Raw genomic sequence first — 16,744 nt, 5'->3', positions numbered from 1 at the left:
TCTTAATTTGGCGTACACTAGAGACAGAACGTCATATTTATGGAAGAAGGAATTCATGATGGATAAAAAACGTTGGGGAGGCCTTGCCGTCGCCGGAGCATTTTTGCTCTCGAAAGGAAAGGTCGTCCTTGCACTCTTAAAATTTTCGAAGTTCGGAGGAACGCTGATTTCGTTCGGTATTTCGCTTCTCTTTTATGCCCAAATTTTTGGTGTTTGGTTTGGTGTTGGTTTGCTTTACCTATTGTTCATTCATGAGATGGGACATTTAGCTGCTGCAAAACGCCTGGGTTTTAAGACGGGACCAGCGATTTTCGTTCCGTTCATGGGGGCCGTCATCGGGATCAAAGATACATTCCGAACGCCGAAACAAGAAGCAATCTTAGCCTACGGGGGTCCGCTCGCCGGACTGCTCTCCCTTATCCCGCTTTTGATTGGATATGCCGTGACAGGAAATGATTTTTGGCTCGTTATCTTCCACTTAAGTGCCCTGCTCAATCTATTCAATTTACTCCCGGTCAGTCCGCTCGATGGCGGACGGATTTTAGCTGGTCTGCCGATCGTCGTCTGGATTGCAGGACTCGCTGCCCTGATTGCCTACGGTCTCACCCATTTCAGCATCATCTTATTGTTGATCGCTTTCCTCGGCGGCAGTGCCGTCTGGAAACGGTACCGTTTTGCGAAACAATACGAAGACAATCAATCCGTCCTGATGTTGTACCGGGCAGCCCGCAACCGTGTTTTACAAGCAAAAGCGGAACAGGAACAACAGCCAATCGCTGAACCGGCTGAGAGCGATCAACTCGACTCAGGTGAGACTACAGTCTCCGCTACATCGAGCTATGATCCGATTGCATGGACTTTACGCCATGACTTGCAAAGTCTGCGGAGTGCAAGTCCGGAAGAAGCAAAACCAGCTGCTGACGAACTCTTACGCTATCAATATGATTCGGCGAATGATTACGATGCCTTGCTGCGTCGACTCGACCAACGCATCGAACCGTTGCTTGAAGCGGAAAAATCGGTTGAGTACCACCAGATGCCGAAAAAACAACAAGCGATTACGTTAGTTGCCTATTTGGCACTCGGAGCGATTCTCTTCCTCGCTTTCGAATACTCAAAAGGCTATTTACCGTTACCCTCTTAACGCGCAAACACTCCGTCACTGTACTGTTGTCGGAGTGTTTTTGTTTTCATACCGATTCGTCACAAGGATAGAACAGTTCCTCTTTGCACATTGCCTGGAGTGATTTCTTGCATCTGCCGACCCAAGCGACTAGTCTGAGTAAAAGTCAACGTACTTACCTTAAAGGAGGCTCTCCTACTGATGAATAAGAATACTGCCCAATTGGGAGATGCACCCATCAATAAATTATTGATTGGATTATCGCTCCCGGCGATGATTGGTATGCTCGTCACTGCGCTCTATAACATCGTCGATACGATTTTTGTCGCCCAAGGAATTGGGACGATTGCTGTCGCTGCCGTCGGAATCGCGTTTCCCGTCCAACTCGTTTTGATGGCGATTGCTAATTCACTTGGAATCGGCGGCGCCGCGATTGCCTCCCAACGACTCGGTCAAAAAAATTTAATCGGAGCCAGTCGCGCATATGCGAATGTCTTGATGGTCGTGTTCGTCGTCAGTATGCTCGCCATCGTCTCCGCCTTCATCTTCGTCGAGCCATTGTTGCGTGTCTTTGGAGCAACCGATGAAATCATGCCATACAGCATCGATTTCTTGCGTGTTTTGCTGTTCGGTTCCCCATTCTTCATGTTGACGATGGCATCAAGTGCGATGTTACGGGCGGAAGGACGCGCGAACTACCAAATGCGTGTCATGTTGACAACTGTCGCCATTAATACGATTTTGACCCCTTTGTTCATCTTCGGATTCGATTGGGGCATTAAAGGAGCGGCACTCGGGACCGTCGTCGCTCAAATCGTCGGTTCCATTTTGATTTTCCGGTTCTTCTTTACGAAACAGAAAAAGACAAGTCTCCTATTAGACCGTGAAGCCTTCCGTTTTGAACCAAAGCTTGTTGTCCGGATGTCGCAAATCGGTTCGTCGTCCTTCATCATGCAAGTTTCCCAATCGATTTTGTTCATCACCGTCAACCATATGCTCGTCCGATACGGGGGGACGACGGAACTTGCGACCTTCGCCGTCATCAACAAATTCATGGCGCTCGTCGGGATGCCGATCATGGGAATCGTCCAAGGGATGCAACCAATCGTCGGCTACAACTTTGGTTCGAAACAATTCGACCGCATGTCGCTCGCCATCAAACTTGCGATGCGGTACGGTCTGTCATTATCGATTACACTTTGGTTATTGATTCAACTCTTCCCACGCTTTTGGGTCGGAATGTTCACGAATGATACCGCACTGCTCGATGATGGTTCGACCGCGATGCGGATTCTTTTCGCCGTCTCGTTTGTCTATGGGATTCAGATGATCATTAACGGCATGTATCAATCACTCGCGAAAGCCCGTGTCGCGCTTTTCCTTTCTTTATCACGTCAAACACTTTACACGATTCCACTCGTGTTGATTTTACCGATGTTCTTCGGCGTCAGCGGTGTCTGGTTCGCCTTTCCGATTGCTGACTTGATGGCAGTCCTGACTGCGAGTGTCTTTGCTTATCGCGACCGGGTCATGCTCTTTAAACCCCAAGAATATACAGACCCAGCACCTGAAGCCGTTCAAGCTAAATAATTATCATCGCCGTCCCGTTCACATGTCATGTGAGCGGGTTTCTTGAGGAAAAAAAGATGCTTGGGCCGAAATACGAACATGCATTCTAAGTCTGAATACGGTATGCTCTAAGAAAAGGAGTGATGATTATGGTACAACCCTATACATTAGCCATCGACTTTGAAACAGCGAATCGAAACAGTCGCAGTATTTGTGCATTCGGTTGGTCTGTCCTCGCGAACGGTCAGGTCGTTACGAGTAATCAAGTCTTGATCAATCCAGAAGAAGAATTCGATGCCGGAAATATTCGGGTCCATGGCATCCGTCCGAGTGACGTTTGGAACGAACCTGCTTTACCGGAAGCGATGGAACAACACGGCTTATATGATTTGATTGCCGGTGCCGAACTGATTGTTGCACACAATGCAGCATTTGACATGGGTGCTCTGCAAAAAGCAATTCAAAAGTATGACTTGTATCAAATCCCCGCATTTCGATATGGCTGCACCGTCAAGCTATCCCGTAAACTTTATCCGTGGCTGCCGAATCATAAATTGAACACGATGGCCGAGTTTTTAGGTGTATCGTTTAAACACCACGATGCAAAGGAAGATGCCTACATTTGCGCATTGTTGCTAAACGATATGCTCGACCGGACAAATCTTGACCATCCCGTCACCCTCCACGAATTTTGTGGTGTACGAATGGGACAAGTCGCTTATTAATTCTTATTTCATAGGCGATTTGTTCGGATACAATAAGATGACGCTCATGGTTGCTTTTCGCTTTGGAAGCGATCCACGACGGAACGCGCTTTAAAACGTCTGCATGCTAAAAGGAGGACTCGACTACATCGTCGAATCCTCCTTTTTTTAAGCGCGTTGTTTAGTTTGTTGTTTGTTTAATCGGGAACCAGCCTGGACGGCTAATAATTCCTTGCCACAGTGCATCCGGCATCACGAGTTCTGCTTGTGTTGTTGGATCAAGTTCTGTCCGAATCGACGCGACGTCTCCTGCTTCGACTTTTTCGACCCAGTTCGGTTCCATGATTAATTCACGACCGAGTGCGACGAGCGGCACTTCTGTCAAGGCACGTTCGACTTCTTCTGGTGTGTGGAGTGATCCGACACCGATGACTGGAACTTGTTGTCCCACACGCTCTTGAACGAGTGTGATTGGTGAACGTGTTTCGTTTTCATCACGAATCGAACCAGCAAAGAAGTTCATGACGGAGACGTGCAGGTAGTCTAAGTCTTTTTTAGCGAGCACATCAACGAGCTGCATTGTGTCTTCTAGTGTAATCCCCGGGTTTTCGATTTCTTCTGGTGAGAAGCGATATCCGACGATGAACGATGGGTCTTGTTTTGCGACCGCTTCGACTGCATCGACGACAGCAAGTGGGAATGCCAAACGTTTTTCAAGGCTGCCCCCCCATTTGTCATCACGACGGTTTGAGTGTGGTGAGACGAATTGTTGAATCAGGTACGTATTTGCACCATGAATTTCAACACCATCAAATCCAGCTTCCATCGCACGACGCGTCGCTTGACCGAATGCTTCGATGATGGCTTCGACTTCTTCTGCTTCGAGTGCACGTGGTGTCATGGCACCTTCACGTTCTGGCGCTACAGCACTCGCGCTGACCGTCTGCCCGCCGACGAGTTCTGGTGGTGCCATCCGGCCTGCATGGAAAATTTGAAGAATCGCTTTTGCGCCTTTGTCTTGGATTGTTGTTGCAAGACGTTTTAAGCTTGGAATGAGTTCATCACGCTCTGCGCCGAATTCATTCGGGAAACCTTGTCCATCCGCTGTGACGTTGGCACAAGCTGTGATGACTGCACCGACGCCGCCTGAACGTGCTGCATAATAAGCGAGTTCCGCTTCCGAAACTTCACCATTCTCTTCTGCCGCATAGTTGGTCATCGGCGCCATCATGACGCGGTTTTTCAATGTCACTCCGTTTGGAAGTGTAAACGTATCAAACATCTTTTCATTAGCCATTGAAACATATCCTCCTCTGAAATCTTAACTTGAATATCGTCAGTATACGCTCGGACTTTTCAAAATACCTAATGATGTGCCTAGCCAATCTGCTCGCTTGTTTAGTGGAGCTTCATTTGGCGTTTCCGTCGACCGCCCGGCCACCACCAGTTCCAGTGTCCGAATAACTTCATCAAGGCTGGAACTAACAGCATCCGAACGATCGTCGCATCGATGAAGATCGCGAGCGCAATCCCGACACCGAGTTGCTTAATCGGGCTGACACCCGTGAAGGCAAACGCTCCCGTGACGACAATCATGATCAAGGCAGCCGATGTGATGATTTTACTTGTTTTCGCAAGCCCCATTTCCGTCGCCACGTCATTGTCACCCGTCTCGTCATAGTATTCTTCCATCCGTGAAACTAAAAACACTTCATAGTCCATCGATAGACCGAATACGAGCGAGAAGATAAAGACCGGCGTCAAAATGCCAATCGTTTCTGCCGGAAAAACGAGTCCTGATTCAAATAAAATGACGAGCAATCCGAATGTCGCACCGAGACTGAGTAAGTTCATCAAAATCGCTTTAATCGGAATTAAGATCGAGCGAAACGCAATCAATAAAATCAAGAACGTCGCGAGTAACACGACACTGAGCGCAAGCGGCATCTTGTCATAAATCTCATCGTAGATTTCTTGATTGAATGCGGCAGGACCACCAATCGTAAAGCCCATTTCCCGGACTTTCCTGACCCAGTCCTGCGAGGCTTGATCACCGGGGTCACCGGCTAAATTGACGTTCACCCGGGCGACGTCCGCGTCAAACGCAATCCAAGGGGTCAACTGTTGTTTCGCCTGCTCGATTTGAACGGCTTGCTGCAAATCGAGTCCGTTCTGCTCGGCTAAGGTCGCGCCGGAAATTACTTCTTTCACACCGCTATCTGTTTGAAACTGTCGTGTCGCGTCCTCGAGACGACTGAGTCCTGCTTCAGACGAAAAGTCTCCCTCGACTAACACGACTGCGTCGGTCCCGTCATCCCCAAACGTTTTTTCCCATGACTCAAAAGCAAGCCTTGATGCATAATCTTCCGGCAGGGCACTCGCTTGCGGAATGTTCAACTCAAGATCACGCAATGGAATCAAGCACGGGACGAGTAATATCAATGAAAATACCGTAATCGCCACAGGACGCTTCATGACGAAGCGCGCCAGATTCCGCCAGCGTCGTTCACCACGATCCGAGCCCGACTTAAAAATCCGTCCTTTTTCTAATCCTGCACCGAACAGTGCGAGCAAGGCGGGTAATAACGTGATGGCACTAATGACCGCGCCAAGTACCGAGACGAGTGTCCCGATTGCGACCGCTTGAAAGACGTCGACATCGATGACTAACAGACCAGCGAGCCCGACAAAGACGCAAATCCCAGAAAATAAAATCGAACGACCGGCTGTCGCGACAGAGACTTCTGCTGCCCGCGCAATCGAATACCCTTTGCCCTGTTCCTCTCGAAAACGATTGACGTAAAGCAGTGAAAAATCGATTCCGAGCGCGAGTGAGATCATCGCGACGGCGTTTAGAACGAAAATCGATAACTCTTGTTGTCCCGCGACAAAATAGAGAATCCCGGCACCGAAGATGAACGTAACGAGTCCCATGATGAGCGGTAAGACAGCTGCCAAGGGTGTCCCGAAGACGATAAGTAAGACAAGTAAAGCCGCTGGAACACCAATCAATTCAGCACGAACCAAATCGTTTTTCGAGGCCGTGTTCAAGTCGTCGACGATCAGTGGTTCTCCAGTTAGACGGACAGTTACATCACTCGGAACATCCAGCTTGTTTTCGATGGCTTTTGCCCATGTCCGTTCGATGTCCGGTGTCCCGACCGTAAGATATCCTTTGCCGTCCCGAATCGCTTGTGGATTTTCGGTTGGTCCAACGACCTGTCCGACTCCTTTGATGTCACGAAACAACGTGACATGCCGCGTCATTTCTTTGCGAATCGTTTGTTCATCCCCTTCAAACAAGACGATGATTTGATGGGGGTCTTGCTTAAATTCTTGTTCTAACACCTGCTCCACTTGTTGAAATTCCCCATCACGGGTGAAGCCGTTCCCTTTCAATTGATCGGGTAACTGAAGGGCGAAATACCCAAGGACAATCAGTGCAATCAACCAGACGAGACTGATGCTTTTTCGAAAACGAACAATCTTCTGACCAAGACGTTCCATCTGTCGACTCCTCCTTTTTTCTACTTAGACAGCAAAAACATCCTTCGTACGACCGACAAAGGATGTGTTTACGTCTTGTGAAAAATTTGAACCCACGTGTTTCCGAAATTCGGTGACGTCGAAACGATTGCTAGTCGTCTTGCCTGTTCGTCAAGCAACAGACTTTTTAACAATACGGACGACTGACACCCTTCAAATTTAAACTTTAATTGTTTATCCTCATAGAGGTAAAATCGTGTCGCATCTGTGACAGAAAACAATTGTTTCTGACTATCGACGAGTGAATATTCTTCATAGTCCGAGAACGGGATGACTTGTTCTTCTTGCTTGACCGCATCCCAAATGACGTATCGCGTCTGATCGGGATCGTACGAGATAATCGTCGCCGGCGCAATAAATCGTTCGAACGTCAATTGTTCATTGTATCCACGCTCGACGATGCGCCCTAATAAAGGGGCTTCTTCATAGTCTGAAAAAGTTCCTGCTTCCGTCATCAAATCAAAGCGGACGATATCCGTTTCCGCTGCGTATAAGAACAGTTGATTGCCACTCCACTCATACAGGTTACTAAACCAAGCATCCGCCCAGATATCCGGGCGATTCATATATGTTATCTGACCATTCTTTAAATCAAGTAATCCGAAGACAATCGTTTCTTCGAAGACGATGAACGCACGACTTCCATTCGGTTCGAGGTACCACGTGAATGGAACATAAGCACAGGCTGTTTCCCAAACTATTTTTAAATCCGCATCGCATTTCGTAAATCCTCCTTGCTCTCGAAACAAGACGAATTCCTCTCCTACTCGTTCAAATAACGATACCGATTCATGGAGCAACAGCTCAGCCGCTGGTTTATACATATACATCACTTCCTACCTCCTACGGTATCAACCTTCTTGATTTCTAGCTACTGTCGATGCGCTCGCGTTGTATGTCTTGTATACTAGAACCAATCATCAAAAGGAGGATCTTTCATGAAACCATTACAACTTTCTGCTGATACGGCAGTCGAGCTCGCGAAGCGTCTGAATGTACCACTCGAACAATTGATGCATATGCCGCGTCACATCTTAATCCAAAAGTTAGTCGAACTCGAGAGCGAACAAGCGGATGCTGCAACTGAATCAAGTGATGAGGAGACAAACTGAGCTCCACTTCTGACAAGCAGCACTCCAATCCCTACGAAAAAAAGAGGCGCTAGGCCTCTTTTTTTACGCTTGCGGATTATACTCCGACTTGCCGTACCGAAAGACATTGACAATTGCTTTCCCATCACTCGGATATCCATTCGGATGATCAATCGGAAAGAGTGAAAAGAAAACAAAGTAGAAGGAGAAATAAGCGAACTGATACGTAAAGATCGATGCTTCGAACACTCCGGCATAAATCAATCCGTTGACGATTAAAATACCTGCAACGTTCGCTAACGAACCACCCAAGTACACCATGATGTTCGTAAATTTATTTTCATGCCGGAGTGCCTCATACTGGCACCAGCCATCCCAAAAGTAAATTCGATTCAAACGAATCGGTCCGACACGTACCAATGACTTGCCTGACCCAATATTGATTTCCATATTTCCTCCGAACAATCGTGCGAAGAAATAATGCCCCATTTCATGAATTAATGTCACAATCGGTAATAACAGAAAAAACGATAAGAAAAATTTCCAGATATCATCAAATCCAAACATGCTGACGCTCCCTTTCAGAAAACTAATCCTCTAAATACTACTTAATCTATTTTCCCGCATCAGATGAATTAAAACTGGATTATCTAAAAAGAATTAATACGAAAAGATGACAGCCGCAACGCGACTGCCATACTAGGTTACTCTTTTTTTCGACGTTTGTTTGCTGCATATAAGAGACCGATGATCGTCAATGCCGCGCCACCCGCGACCGCATACTTTTTATAGTCTGCTTTTCGCTCGGCCACTACGGTCGTTGTCAGTGCCGGAATCAATAATTCCCGTTCCTCGTGCAGACGAGGCGCATGAATTTTGACTGCCCCGTTTTCGACAAGCACTTCGAACTCACCACTTGGCAATTCAATCGTTACGTCTTCATCTGTCGCATTATGATAGACGCGTTGCCGCTCGACGTAACCTTCATACGTCCGCTTCAGCTCATATGCAATGATGCCTTCCCCTTCTTCTAGGAAGCGGAGATGTTTGCGAATCATCGCTGTATTTTCAAGGCGGAACATCGGATATTGACGACGCATCGCTATCAACCCTTTGACATATTCAACGGAAGAACTGAATGTCTCTGCCCGTTCATAATCAAGCCGATTCACGACTTCTCCCGCATTGAAACTATCACGAATCCCATCCTTCGTCCGGAAGAACTCTTGACCCGCGTGGAGGAACGGAATCCCTTGTCCCGTCAAAATGATCGCATTGGCAAGCATTTGACGCTTACGTCGTACTTCATCCGTATCCTCCGGGCGTGAGACAGAGAGCTTGTCCCAAACTGTTAAGTCGTCATGCGCTTCGACATAGGAGACGACTTGGTTCGGCTCATCCGCAAAGCCTTGCGATGAAACGTTCCCGGCAATCCCGCGCTTGACTTCATTCGTCCGATCGAACGCCCCACTGATAAAGCCGCGGTTCTCCGGTGTTTGGACATCTCCTTTTAACCCGTCACGCAAGCCGTTATTAAAGTGTGCAATCCCCGGCATCTGCGGGGCATTGAAATAGTTCGCTTTTTGGTCGAGCGGTAACGGTGTATCAAGATCCCAGCCTTCACCGATGATTAAAATTGACGGGTCGATTCGATCGAGTGCATGACGAACTTGGTTCATCGTTTCGATATCGTGGAGTCCCATCAAGTCGAACCGGAATCCGTCGAGATGATACTCTTTTGCCCAGTACGTCACGCAATCGATGATGAATTTCCGCATCATGAAACGCTCAGAAGCTGTGTCATTGCCACAGAAACTACCATTCGAAAGCGTTCCGTCTGCCGCTTGACGGTAAAAGTAACCCGGAACGAACTGACCAAGCGGAACCTTTTCTGCTTCATAGGTATGGTTGAAGACGACATCCATGATGACTCGGATTCCACGGTCATGCAGTGCCTGGACCAATTCTTTGAGCTCACGGATGCGTGCTTTCGGATCATCTGCGTTTGATGAATAGGAACCTTCCGGTGCAAAGAAATTGACCGGATCATATCCCCAATTGTAATTATCCGGATCGTTTGGTGCTGCTTCGTTGACCGAACCGAAATCATAGATAGGAAGTAATTGGACGTGCGTCACACCTAAATCAGCTAAGTAGTCGAGTCCCGTCAATCCACCATTTTTCGTCCGCGTACCTGCTTCCGTCAATCCGCGGAACGTACCTCGTTCGACCACACCACTCGCCGGATGACTTGTCGCGTCGCGAACGTGCAACTCATAAATGACAGCATCTTGTGACGAATGGAACATCGGTCGCTCCTCAATCCAACGGTCCGGTTGTACGTTGGACGGATCGATTAATGCACCACGCTTTCCGTTCGTTCCGACTGCTTTTGCATAAGGGTCGACCGCTTCGACTTTCTGACCGTCGACGATGGCTTGAAATGTATAAAAATAACCTTCATACACAGCACGATCGAGTTCTGCGACGAATGTCCCCCGTTCAGCGGCTGACAGTTCGACTTCCTCTACTTTTCTTGCACGCAGCGTCCGGTACAGACGGATGACCACACGTTCCGCCGTCGGTGCCCACAATCGAACACGAATCGTCGTCTCTTCAAAAGTCGCACCCAAGTCCATTCCTCTATAGGCATAACGCTCATCCATCTCCTTTGGCGTGAGCGTCAACATATCTGCTGTTTGTTTCAAAGCCATGCACCCCTTTCATTTCATGGTATTCATTATAACAAAATTTCAAAGTGGTGGACGCTTCCGCTGTTCCTCTCTAAAATAGAGAATAGAACGAAAGGGGAGATGCCATATGGCAGCAAAAGATAATTCATTTGATATCGTGTCACAAATCAACATCGAGGAAGTCAAAAACGCGATGCAAGTCGCACTGAAGGAAATTACGAACCGCTTTGATTTTAAAGGTTCGAAGAGTGACATGAAACTTGAGAAAGAGGATTTAATCCTCATCTCGGATGACGACTTTAAACTCGATCAAGTCAAAGACGTCTTGACGACGAAGTTGATTAAACGCGAAGTCCCGACAAAGAACTTACAGTATGAAAAAGTCGAACAGGCAGCCGGGAACACAGTCCGTCAACGTGTCATCCTAAAGAGCGGAATCGACCGTGATGATGCGAAAAAAATCAACAATGCCGTCAAAGAATCCAAATTAAAAGTCAAAACGCAAATTCAAGATGACCAAATCCGTGTCACGGCTAAATCGCGTGATGACTTGCAACAAGTCATGCAGATCGTCCGTGAGTTACCATTATCTGTCGACGTCCAGTTCATCAATTTCCGTTAAGCAGCAAAAATCCCTTTCTCCAAGTCGGAGGAAGGGATTTACTTATGCTCATTGCGCTGTATATCCACCATCAAGGACGACGGCTTGACCTGTCACGCCAGCTGCTTTATCACTTGATAAGAAAATTGCATAATCTGCGATTTCTTTCACTTGCAACAAACGCTGTTGTGGGACGAGCGGGTAGATGACTTCTTCTAAGACAGACTCAAGTGGTACGTTCCGTGTTTCAGCGAGTGAAGACAATTGTTTTTGGACGAGTGGTGTATCGACGTAACCCGGGCAAATCGCATTGACCGTAATACCGGATGTCGCACCTTCAAGTGCTGCTACTTTCGTTAAGCCAATCACGCCATGTTTCGCACTGTTGTATGCAGCTTTCCCGGCAAAGCCAATCAAACCATTAATGGATGACATGTTAAGAATCCGTCCGAATCCTTGTTTTTTCATGATCGGGAACACGTATTTCGTATAGAGGAATGGTGCCCGTAACATGATACTTTGCATCAAATCAAACGTCTCTGTCGAGAAGTCTTCGATGGGTGAGACGTGTTGCATGCCGGCGTTATTGATGACGATATCAATTTTTCCGTAATGTGCCATCGTCTGTTCGATACTTGTTTTAATCGCCGCTTCACTCGTTACGTCACCCGCGACCGCAAAAGCGTCAAATCCTTTATCCGTCAGTGCTTCTGCTGCATTTTTCGCTGCCTGCTCCTGCAAGTCGACAATCACGACCTTAGCGCCTTCTTGCGCAAATTCTTCAGCGATTTCAAGACCGATTCCACTAGCTGCTCCAGTAATTAACGCTACTTTTCCTTCGAGTTGTTTCATTTCCATCTACTCCTTCTTTACGGTTTCACTTCTTTTACTGTACGCTTGCAAAAACAATAATAAAAATGAATCCTTATTATGCTATGTATAACCATTAGGAATAGGAGGAAATACGATGGATTTTCGACAACTCGAATATTTTACTGAAGTCGCCCGGTTCAAAAGCTTTACCCGTGCCGCCGATTATCTTCATGTCACGCAACCGACTTTAAGTAAGATGGTCCGCAGCCTTGAAGAAGAACTCGACATTGCACTATTTGATCGCAGTAAACGACAAATCGTGTTGACAGACGCTGGTGAAACACTCCTTCTTGAAGGTGAAAAAATCTTACGTCAACTTTCTGATCTCCCCTCTCATCTCTATGACGTAATGCACTTAACAAAAGGAACCATTCGAATCGGACTTCCTCCGTTAATCGGTTCACTCTTTTTCCCCCGTCTGCTGCATCAATTTTCAGAACAGTACCCGATGGTGACAATCGATATTGTCGAGGCCGGCGGTCACGCCTTAGAGAAAGCCATCGTCGCGGGTGACGTCGATTTAATTGCGACCGTCTTTCCTGCAGATGAAAACTTGACGGTTTACCCCTTTATGGAAGAAGAGCTGCACCTGTTTTTACCGGAACAGCATCCGCTCGCTTCACGCGCTTCCATCGCGTTAGAAGAAGTTTCACAGATGCCGTTCGTTTTGTTTAATGAAACCTTCTCTCTCCATAACGTCGTTTTAAACGCCTGCCGGGCAGCTGGTTTTGAACCGACTGTCACACATGTCAGTTCGCAGTGGGACTTTCTTTGTCTGCTCGTCGCAGAAGAAAATGCCGTCACACTCCTTCCCCGCTCGCTCGCAAACCGGATTCAAGTCAACGGGGTCAAAATAGTTCCGTTAGAAACTCGGGTACCCTGGCAATTAGGTGTCGCTGTCCCGACCGGACGTTATCAGTCGTATGTCACACGGGAGTGGATTCGTTTCGTCCAAGATTCTTATTCACAAAAAGAATGATATGTATAAAAACCATGTATTTGTAGCATGGTTTTTCTTTCGTTATGATGGGATGTATCGTTACTTCAGAAAGGAAGTTATTTACTATGTCAACGCATGAAACACGTCACGAAGTCGGTCTCAAAAAATTAAGTGAGTTCACAGATGCGAATTCAGCTCAATCCACACATGATAAAATCTCAGAGTCATTAAAAGACATCGCACCTGCCGTCGGCGAATGGATTACAGATTTTGCTTACGGTGAAGTGTATAGTCGCACTGGACTCGGGAACCGTGACCGTGCACTCGTCACAATCTCGACGCTCGTCACACAAGGAACAGAACCGCAACTTGCCTTACACATCAACACGGGGTTAACAGCCGGTCTCTCAGGAAATGAAATCGTCGAAGCCATCATGCACCTCGTACCGTATACAGGTTTCCCTCGTGTCTTAAATGCCCTTGAAGTCGCAAAAACTGTTTTCGCAGAACGTGGTATCACGGTCGAAACAGAATAAGGATAAATGCGGTATCACCCAGGGTATAGCCTTGTATAAGGGGGAGATGCCGCATGCAGTACGCATTGATTGCAGACTTGCACAGTTCATTTTCGGATACACGTGCTGTGCTACAAGACATTCGTAAACGCGCTCCCGCGGCAACGATTTTTTCACTCGGTGATTTGCACGAGTGTCATGTCGGGAAAAAAAGAGCGCGTCGTTACACGTATGAATCGATTGCCCATGTCGTAACGCTCAATTCAGAGTATCTCCAGTTACTTGATTTCGAGACGTTACTCGGCAATCAAGAAGAACGAATTTTTTCAATCGTCCCAACCGGCGTATCCGGACTGCTTGACCGACTCCGGTCGGTCCCCCGGACAAAGCAAGTGGGTGACGATGTCCTGTTTTTACACGGTGATCAGTTCGAGTGGAGTTATACGTTAGTACCGAACACCTCCCAATTCGAACAACGACTATTGTTTTTCGGTCATAGTCATCAACGTGGTTTGTTTCGCGACGGACGCCGGTTGTCGACGCAACTGGACGTTCCGATTTCCATCAAAAAAGAACGATATGCTGTCAATGTCGGTCCTGTTCTCGTCGAGCGAGAATGGTTGCTCTACGACACACAGGAAGAATCCATCGTCTACCGCCAAGCATGATAAAAAGACCCTCGGGTTAAAAGCTGGAGTCATCTCCATGCTTTCATCCGAGGGTCTTTTCTGATTACAGGTAACGGACGAGTGAAGCTTTCACTAAATCGACCTGCGTTAATTCATGTTTCTCGACGAATTTATCGACGACACGACGTACTTCTCCTTGACGACGGACGAAGCTTGTCGGGACCGGTGTTTTGCCGACAAGTTGTTCGTATAACGTCGTCAATTGATGATCATCGATGACGGTTGTCATCGAATCGAGGAACAATAAGACGTGGAGACGGTTGAGATAGTCCCATGGCTTGTCTTCCGACCGGAATTCATTCCGGGCCAACCATTTTTTAAGACCAATCGCATCGATTTCACTGAGTGTTTCCTTCGAACGTGGTGCTTTCCAAAGCGCTAAAAGTTCACCTAATTTTTTACGCGTTTGTTTTTTACCCATGAAAAATTCGAAGTTCACTTTCGTTTCGAGTGCATCTCCACTAACAGGTGCGATTAAATCGGCACCTGGTGCTGTCACGACATCAAAGATGAAGTCGACAGACTCTCCAGGCAACCACGTTGCCACTCTCCCGTGAAAATCAGCGATGAACGCAATCGCTTCTTTCATGTCTTCGTTCTTGATTCGTTCTGCTGCCTGCTGCAACCGTTCGTTTGTTTCTTTATTCATATGCTAACCCCATCTTTAATTTAATTTTATTACATTTCTTCTGGAGCGCCGACACCGAGGAGGCGTAGACCTTCCGTCAATACAATCGTAACCGATTTCACGAGTGCAAGGCGAGATTGTTTTGCCGCATCCTCTTCAAGGACACGTACTTGACCATAATATTTGTTAAAGCTTTGTGCGAGATCAAGGACATAACGGCTGATGATGGATGGTTCACGACGCACGAACGCCCGGTCAATGACTGCCGAGAATTGGTTAAGCATCGAGACGACCCCCCAGGCATAATCGTCAGCACTTCCGTCGAAGGCTGCACCATCATAGCCGCCTTTACGGAGTAACGAGTTGGCACGGGCATTTGTGTACTGAACGTATGGACCCGTCTCCCCTTCGAATTTCAACATCTGCTCGAGATCGAACTCGATATTGTTCATGCGTTCGTTTTTAAGGTCATGGAAGATGACTGCGCCGACGCCGACTTGTTGTGCTGTTTGGTCGGCATTCGCAAGGTTCGGATTTTTCTCGGCGATATTTTGTTTTGCGACGTTGATTGCATCTTGAAGGACTTCCTCAAGCAAGACGATCCGCCCTTTACGCGTCGACATCTTTTTGCCATCTTTCATGATCAGACCGAATGGTACATGGTGCATGCCGTCAACATTATCAAAACCAAGCTTTTTCAAAACCGCAAACAACTGTTTGAAATGGAGCGCTTGTTCTCCGCCGACAACATAAAATGCTTGTTCGAAACGGTACGTCTCGAGACGATAGACCGCAGCTGCCAAGTCGCGTGTCGCGTAAAGCGTCGCGCCATCTTTTTTCTTGATTAGCGCAGGTGGCATACCTTCTGCTTCAAGATCAACGACCATCGCGCCTTCAGACTCGACGAGCAGTTCTTTTTCTTCTAATAAGTCAATGACATGCTGCATTTTGTCATTATAGAAGGCTTCTCCGTTCAGGCTGTCGAACTGTACACCAAGCATGTCGTAAACACGGCTGAATTCGACGAGTGAAACTTCACGGAACCATTTCCAAAGAACGGTTGCCTGTTCGTCACCTTGCTCGAGTTTTTTGAACCAGGCCCGACCTTCATCTTCAAGTTCCGGCTTACTTTCTGCTTCTTCATGGAACCGGACATAGAGTTTCAATAGTTCTTTGATTGGCTCAGCCCGGACATCTTCTTCTTTACCCCACATGTTGTAAGCCACCATCAATTTACCAAACTGCGTGCCCCAATCACCTAAGTGGTTGATCCCAACGACCTCATATCCTTTTTTACGTGAAATTTGGTTTAATGCATTTCCAATGACCGTCGAACGCAAATGTCCCATCGAGAACGGCTTCGCGATGTTTGGTGAAGAGAAGTCAGTGACAATCGTCTTCCCATTCGACTCACTTGATCCGTAGTCCGCTTTTTCGTTTAAGACACGATTGACGATTTCTTGCGAGACGACCTCACGGTTCAAGAAGACGTTGACATATGGTCCGACTGGTTGAACGTTCGCAAAGAGTGGATTATCGATTTTTTCAGCGACATCTACTGCAATCATGTTGGGTGCTTTGCGGAATGCTTTCGCCAACAAGAAGCAAGGGAATGCGAGATCTCCGTGGTCTTCATGTTTCGGTTGTTCAATCAGTTGCTCAATTTGTTCAAGTGTCAATGCGTCTCCGATGACTCCTTGTAAAACTTCAGCATATTGTTGTTTGTAGCTCATTGTATTACCTCCAACAGTTTATTTTTTCCAATAAAAAAC

At 47.2% G+C, this 16,744-nt stretch carries 16 protein-coding genes; 8 read left to right on the top strand and 8 right to left on the bottom strand.

Annotated features, from left to right (window positions below; genetic code table 11):
* Window positions 1–58 precede the first annotated feature (58 nt).
* From KNP99_RS09545 to KNP99_RS09535, 3 genes are all read left to right on the top strand, one after another.
* Entirely contained in the window at window positions 59–1,144 is a 1,086-nt protein-coding gene (locus tag KNP99_RS09545) for a site-2 protease family protein (RefSeq protein WP_215193191.1), read from the top strand.
* A 180-nt stretch (window positions 1,145–1,324) separates the two neighbouring features.
* Window positions 1,325–2,713 (top strand): MATE family efflux transporter, encoded by a 1,389-nt coding sequence (locus KNP99_RS09540; RefSeq protein WP_088838116.1) that lies wholly within the window; start codon window positions 1,325–1,327, stop codon window positions 2,711–2,713.
* A 128-nt stretch (window positions 2,714–2,841) separates the two neighbouring features.
* Window positions 2,842–3,417, top strand: coding sequence for a 3'-5' exonuclease (locus KNP99_RS09535; protein ID WP_214766410.1), 576 nt, complete (start codon window positions 2,842–2,844; stop codon window positions 3,415–3,417).
* A gap of 160 nt (window positions 3,418–3,577) precedes the next feature.
* Here the strand turns inward: KNP99_RS09535 and KNP99_RS09530 are convergent, their stop codons facing one another.
* The 3 genes from KNP99_RS09530 to KNP99_RS09520 form a co-directional block, all read right to left on the bottom strand.
* Entirely contained in the window at window positions 3,578–4,693 is a 1,116-nt protein-coding gene (locus tag KNP99_RS09530) for an NADH-dependent flavin oxidoreductase (RefSeq protein WP_214766408.1), read from the bottom strand.
* 101 nt (window positions 4,694–4,794) lie between these two features.
* Window positions 4,795–6,903, bottom strand: a complete 2,109-nt coding sequence (locus KNP99_RS09525; RefSeq protein ID WP_214845950.1) for an MMPL family transporter — start codon at window positions 6,901–6,903, stop codon at window positions 4,795–4,797.
* 68 nt (window positions 6,904–6,971) lie between these two features.
* Window positions 6,972–7,772, bottom strand: coding sequence for a hypothetical protein (locus KNP99_RS09520; protein ID WP_088838122.1), 801 nt, complete (start codon window positions 7,770–7,772; stop codon window positions 6,972–6,974).
* Window positions 7,773–7,880: 108 nt separating this feature from the next.
* Here KNP99_RS09520 and KNP99_RS09515 point away from each other — a divergent pair, with 108 nt between their 5' ends.
* Entirely contained in the window at window positions 7,881–8,054 is a 174-nt protein-coding gene (locus KNP99_RS09515; RefSeq protein ID WP_088838124.1) for a YycC family protein, read from the top strand.
* A gap of 63 nt (window positions 8,055–8,117) precedes the next feature.
* On the opposite strand, the gene KNP99_RS09510 is transcribed toward KNP99_RS09515, so the two are convergent.
* Together KNP99_RS09510 and pulA are read right to left on the bottom strand one after the other, a co-directional pair.
* A complete protein-coding gene (locus KNP99_RS09510) occupies window positions 8,118–8,600 on the bottom strand; it encodes a hypothetical protein (RefSeq protein ID WP_029331967.1) in 483 nt (160 codons plus the stop codon).
* Between the two features lie 137 nt (window positions 8,601–8,737).
* Window positions 8,738–10,747 carry a type I pullulanase gene (pulA, locus tag KNP99_RS09505; RefSeq protein ID WP_214771696.1) on the bottom strand — a complete coding sequence of 670 codons (2,010 nt, stop codon included), beginning with the start codon at window positions 10,745–10,747 and terminating at the stop codon, window positions 8,738–8,740.
* Between the two features lie 106 nt (window positions 10,748–10,853).
* Between pulA and KNP99_RS09500 the strand changes: the two genes are divergently transcribed.
* A complete protein-coding gene (locus KNP99_RS09500; protein ID WP_029331969.1) occupies window positions 10,854–11,348 on the top strand; it encodes a YajQ family cyclic di-GMP-binding protein in 495 nt (164 codons plus the stop codon).
* A 48-nt stretch (window positions 11,349–11,396) separates the two neighbouring features.
* Here the strand turns inward: KNP99_RS09500 and KNP99_RS09495 are convergent, their stop codons facing one another.
* Entirely contained in the window at window positions 11,397–12,179 is a 783-nt protein-coding gene (locus tag KNP99_RS09495) for a 3-hydroxybutyrate dehydrogenase (RefSeq protein WP_214845948.1), read from the bottom strand.
* 115 nt (window positions 12,180–12,294) lie between these two features.
* Between KNP99_RS09495 and KNP99_RS09490 the strand changes: the two genes are divergently transcribed.
* The 3 genes from KNP99_RS09490 (at window position 12,295) to KNP99_RS09480 (ending at window position 14,323) form a co-directional block, all read left to right on the top strand.
* Window positions 12,295–13,179: a LysR family transcriptional regulator gene (locus KNP99_RS09490; protein ID WP_214802220.1), complete on the top strand. Its 885-nt coding sequence runs from the start codon at window positions 12,295–12,297 to the stop codon at window positions 13,177–13,179.
* 86 nt (window positions 13,180–13,265) lie between these two features.
* Window positions 13,266–13,676 (top strand): carboxymuconolactone decarboxylase family protein, encoded by a 411-nt coding sequence (locus tag KNP99_RS09485; protein ID WP_214802223.1) that lies wholly within the window; start codon window positions 13,266–13,268, stop codon window positions 13,674–13,676.
* A 53-nt stretch (window positions 13,677–13,729) separates the two neighbouring features.
* The gene (locus KNP99_RS09480; protein WP_214802226.1) at window positions 13,730–14,323 is read left to right on the top strand and encodes a metallophosphoesterase family protein; all 594 of its coding nucleotides are present in this window, start codon (window positions 13,730–13,732) and stop codon (window positions 14,321–14,323) included.
* A gap of 64 nt (window positions 14,324–14,387) precedes the next feature.
* Here the strand turns inward: KNP99_RS09480 and KNP99_RS09475 are convergent, their stop codons facing one another.
* A complete protein-coding gene (locus tag KNP99_RS09475) occupies window positions 14,388–14,993 on the bottom strand; it encodes a hypothetical protein (protein WP_088838133.1) in 606 nt (201 codons plus the stop codon).
* Window positions 14,994–15,022: 29 nt separating this feature from the next.
* Window positions 15,023–16,705 carry an arginine--tRNA ligase gene (argS, locus tag KNP99_RS09470; RefSeq protein ID WP_088838135.1) on the bottom strand — a complete coding sequence of 561 codons (1,683 nt, stop codon included), beginning with the start codon at window positions 16,703–16,705 and terminating at the stop codon, window positions 15,023–15,025.
* Window positions 16,706–16,744 lie beyond the last annotated feature (39 nt).

This window comes from Exiguobacterium sp. s95 (assembly GCF_018618655.1).
In the GTDB taxonomy this organism is placed as follows: Bacteria; Bacillota; Bacilli; order Exiguobacteriales; family Exiguobacteriaceae; genus Exiguobacterium_A; species Exiguobacterium_A oxidotolerans.
The sequence above is the reverse complement of the archived record's forward strand: the minus strand, read 5'-3'. Positions and strand labels throughout refer to the sequence as shown.

What these genes read in the sequence shown, in the direction of transcription:
- KNP99_RS09535 (WP_214766410.1), top strand. Translation starts at nt 2,842, where the DNA reads ATGGTACAACCCTATACATTAGCCATCGACTTTGAAACAGCGAATCGA.
- KNP99_RS09530 (WP_214766408.1), bottom strand. Translation starts at nt 4,693, where the DNA reads ATGGCTAATGAAAAGATGTTTGATACGTTTACACTTCCAAACGGAGTG.
- KNP99_RS09515 (WP_088838124.1), top strand. Translation starts at nt 7,881, where the DNA reads ATGAAACCATTACAACTTTCTGCTGATACGGCAGTCGAGCTCGCGAAG.
- KNP99_RS09500 (WP_029331969.1), top strand. Translation starts at nt 10,854, where the DNA reads ATGGCAGCAAAAGATAATTCATTTGATATCGTGTCACAAATCAACATC.
- KNP99_RS09520 (WP_088838122.1), bottom strand. Translation starts at nt 7,772, where the DNA reads ATGTATATGTATAAACCAGCGGCTGAGCTGTTGCTCCATGAATCGGTA.
- KNP99_RS09480 (WP_214802226.1), top strand. Translation starts at nt 13,730, where the DNA reads ATGCAGTACGCATTGATTGCAGACTTGCACAGTTCATTTTCGGATACA.
- argS (WP_088838135.1), bottom strand. Translation starts at nt 16,705, where the DNA reads ATGAGCTACAAACAACAATATGCTGAAGTTTTACAAGGAGTCATCGGA.
- pulA (WP_214771696.1), bottom strand. Translation starts at nt 10,747, where the DNA reads ATGGCTTTGAAACAAACAGCAGATATGTTGACGCTCACGCCAAAGGAG.
- KNP99_RS09510 (WP_029331967.1), bottom strand. Translation starts at nt 8,600, where the DNA reads ATGTTTGGATTTGATGATATCTGGAAATTTTTCTTATCGTTTTTTCTG.
- KNP99_RS09495 (WP_214845948.1), bottom strand. Translation starts at nt 12,179, where the DNA reads ATGAAACAACTCGAAGGAAAAGTAGCGTTAATTACTGGAGCAGCTAGT.
- KNP99_RS09475 (WP_088838133.1), bottom strand. Translation starts at nt 14,993, where the DNA reads ATGAATAAAGAAACAAACGAACGGTTGCAGCAGGCAGCAGAACGAATC.
- KNP99_RS09540 (WP_088838116.1), top strand. Translation starts at nt 1,325, where the DNA reads ATGAATAAGAATACTGCCCAATTGGGAGATGCACCCATCAATAAATTA.
- KNP99_RS09490 (WP_214802220.1), top strand. Translation starts at nt 12,295, where the DNA reads ATGGATTTTCGACAACTCGAATATTTTACTGAAGTCGCCCGGTTCAAA.
- KNP99_RS09525 (WP_214845950.1), bottom strand. Translation starts at nt 6,903, where the DNA reads ATGGAACGTCTTGGTCAGAAGATTGTTCGTTTTCGAAAAAGCATCAGT.
- KNP99_RS09545 (WP_215193191.1), top strand. Translation starts at nt 59, where the DNA reads ATGGATAAAAAACGTTGGGGAGGCCTTGCCGTCGCCGGAGCATTTTTG.
- KNP99_RS09485 (WP_214802223.1), top strand. Translation starts at nt 13,266, where the DNA reads ATGTCAACGCATGAAACACGTCACGAAGTCGGTCTCAAAAAATTAAGT.